This window comes from Atopobium sp. BS2, assembly GCF_000565075.1.
Taxonomy (GTDB): domain Bacteria; phylum Actinomycetota; class Coriobacteriia; order Coriobacteriales; family Atopobiaceae; genus Lancefieldella.
The window spans coordinates 1-3,762 of sequence record NZ_JDFG01000021.1; the positions used below are offsets into that span (position 1 = coordinate 1).

Annotated in this window: 3 protein-coding genes and 1 pseudogene; 1 reads left to right on the forward strand and 3 read right to left on the reverse strand. The window is 56.0% G+C overall.

What is annotated here, in order from left to right; genetic code table 11:
* Positions 1-23 precede the first annotated feature (23 nt).
* The 3 genes and pseudogenes from HMPREF1492_RS02560 to pth form a co-directional block, all read right to left on the reverse strand.
* Positions 24-890, reverse strand: a pseudogene (locus HMPREF1492_RS02560) (FAD-dependent oxidoreductase); the annotation flags it as partial.
* Positions 878-1,720 carry a sulfide/dihydroorotate dehydrogenase-like FAD/NAD-binding protein gene (locus tag HMPREF1492_RS02565; RefSeq protein WP_035427960.1) on the reverse strand — a complete coding sequence of 281 codons (843 nt, stop codon included), beginning with the start codon at positions 1,718-1,720 and terminating at the stop codon, positions 878-880. The gene HMPREF1492_RS02565 and the pseudogene HMPREF1492_RS02560, both read right to left, overlap by 13 nt.
* 295 nt (positions 1,721-2,015) lie before the next feature.
* Positions 2,016-2,597, reverse strand: coding sequence for an aminoacyl-tRNA hydrolase (pth, locus tag HMPREF1492_RS02570; protein WP_035435625.1), 582 nt, complete (start codon positions 2,595-2,597; stop codon positions 2,016-2,018).
* Positions 2,598-2,790: 193 nt separating this feature from the next.
* Between pth and pcp the strand changes: the two genes are divergently transcribed.
* Positions 2,791-3,537 carry a pyroglutamyl-peptidase I gene (gene pcp, locus HMPREF1492_RS02575; protein ID WP_035435627.1) on the forward strand — a complete coding sequence of 249 codons (747 nt, stop codon included), beginning with the start codon at positions 2,791-2,793 and terminating at the stop codon, positions 3,535-3,537.
* Positions 3,538-3,762: the final 225 nt, after the last annotated feature.

Genomic DNA, 3,762 nt, shown 5'->3' on the forward strand with positions numbered 1-3,762 from the left:
TGTGGATTTGCCTAATCTTCTGCGACATTCTTGCCGTGCTTGGTTGGAGTGTCATACTCAGGGAAGTTGTTAGCCTTCATGAGGTTAACGCGGGTGAGGTACTCGTTTGCAAAGAAGACGTTTGGCAGGTTCTCACCAGGGATGTTGAGAAGCTTTGGAAGGCCAGCGCCAGTTGCAATATAGATTGCGTCAAAGCCCTGCTCAAAGAGCTCTTCTGCATCGGTGATACGACCGACAACAGAGTTGAACTCAAACTTAACGCCCAGCTCCTGAAGGCCGTCAATCTCGCGCTTAACAACAGCCTTTGGAAGACGGAACTCAGGAATACCGTAGACAAGAACGCCGCCGCCAGTGAAGAATGCCTCAAAGACGGTAACGTCAAAGCCGTTACGAGCAAGCTCGCCAGCGCAAGCAATACCGGAAGGACCGGAGCCTACAACTGCAACCTTCTTGCCGTTCTTTGGAGCGATAGCTGGCTTAGAAGCAAGCTCAGGCTGGTCGCCAAGGAAGCGCTCAAGCTGACCAATAGCAACTGGTTCGCTGCGCTTACCCATGATGCAGACGCCCTCGCACTGGTTCTCCTGTGGGCAAACACGACCACAAACTGCAGGAAGCATGGAGGACTCGCGGATGATGTCAAGACCGCGACCAAACTCCTCTGCACGGATAGCCTCGATGAAGCGAGGAATGTTGATGTTTACAGGGCAGCCCTGAACGCACAGTGGATTCTTACAATCCAGGCAGCGGTTTGCCTCTGCAATTGCCATCTCTTTAGTGAAACCCTTGTCGACAGGGCGGAAGTCTTGTGCGCGCTCTGCAGCTGGCTCTTCGTTGTCAGCTGTACGAGGTGCCTTGACGTTTGGAATGTAGCGACCGTTTACTTGTGGCATGCGCACCTCGTCTCCTCGTAAGCCTTGATGGACTGGCCTTCCTCGGTGAGGTAGGCTGCCTGACGTGCGCGAAGGTCGTTCCAGTCAACCTTGGTTGCGTCAAAGTCAGGACCGTCAACACAAGCAAACTTGGTCTCGCCGCCAACCTCAACACGGCAGCAACCGCACATACCAGTGCCGTCAACCATGATTGGGTTCAGAGAAGCGATGATAGGTGTGTCGTACTTCTCGGCAGTGAGAGTGGAGAACTTCATCATAGGAACAGGACCAACGCAGAAGACGCGGTCGACCTGCTTGTCCTGCAGAAGACGCTCGAGAGGTGCGGTTACAACGCCCTTCTCGCCAAGAGAACCGTCATCTGTGGTGATGTGGATGTGATCGTCGTCCAGAATGGAACGGAACTGATCCTCAAGCAGCAGCAGCTCTTTGGTACGAGCGCCCATGATTGCGTGGACCTCGCGGCCGGCTGCTACGAGCTGACGAGCAACAGGGAAGGCGATAGCCAGGCCAACGCCGCCGCCGATAACTGCCCATTTGCCCTCGCCCATCTCGGTAGGCTCACCCAGAGGACCAGTGACGTCCTGCAGGAAATCACCAACCTCGTAGGTAGAAAGCATCCTGGTGGTCTTGCCGATTACCATGAAGATAAACTCGACCCAACCCTCCTCAGGATTCCAATCCGCAAAGGTAAATGGAACGCGCTCGCCACACTCATTTGCGCGGACCATCAGGAACTGACCAGCATGTGCATGCTTGGCCATCTGTGGTGCCTCGATGCGGAACTTGAAGACCTTCTCGGAGAACTGAGTCTTTTCGAGGATCTTATACATTCAGCGGTACTCCTCTCCTAACACAACAAAACTGCGAGTGAGTTGACGCGCCGCACTACAGCGTGCCTTCTGGCGAGAAGACAGTGACAGGTGACGCATGTATCTCACGCATACGAGTCTGGGTAACCCGTATTCGCAAACAACATATCTATTGTACTATTTGCGCATGATTCAAGTCATGAGTAATTCATGAATGAGCATAAATATTTCGTAGAATGTTTTGCCTGCTAGCTGCGGAGGGCGAGAAACCCGGTGGGCTCGCGACGTGACGTCACGCGGAGGAGCGCGGTGACCGCTAGCTGCGGAGGAGCTGCTCCACCTGATCGGCGGCCGCCTGAGCAGTGACCAGAAAGTCTTCCAGGTTGTTTCCCTTGAGCTCGCGCAGAACATAGTCTGCCACCGGCATCTTTCCAGGAGGGCGACCGATGCCAAACTGCAGGCGCATAAAATCCCTGGTCTGGAGCTTGTCGGCGATGGAGCGCAGGCCGTTATGCGAGTTGAGTCCGCCGCCTTCCTTGAAGTTGAGTTGGCCTTCTGCGAGGTCAACCTCATCGTGAATAACCAGGATTTGTGCAGGTTGAAGGTGGTGTGCACGAGCAAGTTTGGAGAGGGGACCGCCACTGGTGTTCATGAAGTCCTGGGGTTTGGCTAGGAGTACATGGCGTTTCTCGCCAGATGCGGCTCCGGGAGCTGCGGTCTGAGCTGCGGGAAGGGTGATCTCCGCGACCTGGCAGCCCGCTTCGCTTTTCCAGTACGAAACGCCGTGGCGCTCGGCAAGGGCATCGACGACGGCAAAACCAGCATTGTGCCTGGTGCGCGCGTATTTCTCGCCAGGATTTCCCAGGCCCGCTACAAGCACAATTTTGTTACCGTGCATTGAATTTCCTCCCGTTTGAGATGTGTACGTTTATGATGGTAAGGGAAAACGACAGGTTCGACCAGCGTGAACTGAGCTCGCGGTTGGCAGTCTAGCGGCGGCGCGCGTGACGTGCAGCGATCGGCGCGCGGTGAGCAGCGTGCGGTGAGCAGCGTGCGGGGCATGCGGCGTTCAACTGAGGTGCGGAGGCAAAATGAAGAAGATTCTGGTTACCGGATTTGAGCCTTTTGGTGGCGCGAAAATCAATCCAGCTTGGGAGGCCGTGAAGGCGTTGCCCGAGACTATTGTCGGTGCCCAAGTGATAAAACTGCACGTACCTGTTGAGTTTGGCGCTGGCGCTCAGAAGGTTATCGACGCGCTTGAAGCGGAGCGTCCCGAGATTGTGCTTTGCGTGGGCCAAGCGGGTGGAAGAAGCAAGATTACGCCCGAGTTTGTGGGCATCAACTGGGCTCACGCGCGAATCCCCGACAACGAGGGCAAGCAGCCGCTCTCGCAGCGCATCATCGACGGCGCTCCCGACGCGTATTTTGCGTCACTGCCGGTAAACGCCATGGTTGCCGCCATGAACCAGGCGGAGATCCCCGCGGCGGTCTCGTACACTGCGGGAACGTACGTCTGCAACGACGTCATGTATCAGGTCCTTCACGCGCTGGCCACGAGATTCCCGGAGACTCGCGGTACGTTTCTGCACGTACCATTTGCAACGGAGCAGGTTGTCGAGAAAAACGCTGCAGCTGCCGAGAAGGGCCTCGCTGCAGGCGAGAAAGCTGGCGCTGGCGAGAAGCCCAGCGCTGCCGAGGAAGCTGCCGCTGGCGAGAAAATCCGCCAGGTTCCAAGCATGTCGCTGGAAATGATGACTCGCGGCCTGCAGGTTGCGCTGGAAGCGGCGCTTGCAAACGACGTTGACCTCGCGGATTCCGAAAGCGGAACGACCTGCTAGATTGCGCGCTGCTTACAGCGCGCCTGCGAGCGCACCGGGTTTCTCGCCAAGCGCTCTTCTCGCCATCGTGCGCCTGAAAAGTGCAAAGAATCTGTAATTGCAGCACCGATTCTTTGCAGAAATTAGGCAAATCCACAGATTCTTTTACATTTTTAGGCTTGAATTCTCATTGCAAGTGCAACAACAAAAGACAAGGTAGTGACCCATGGGTCTACAATGGCGCTT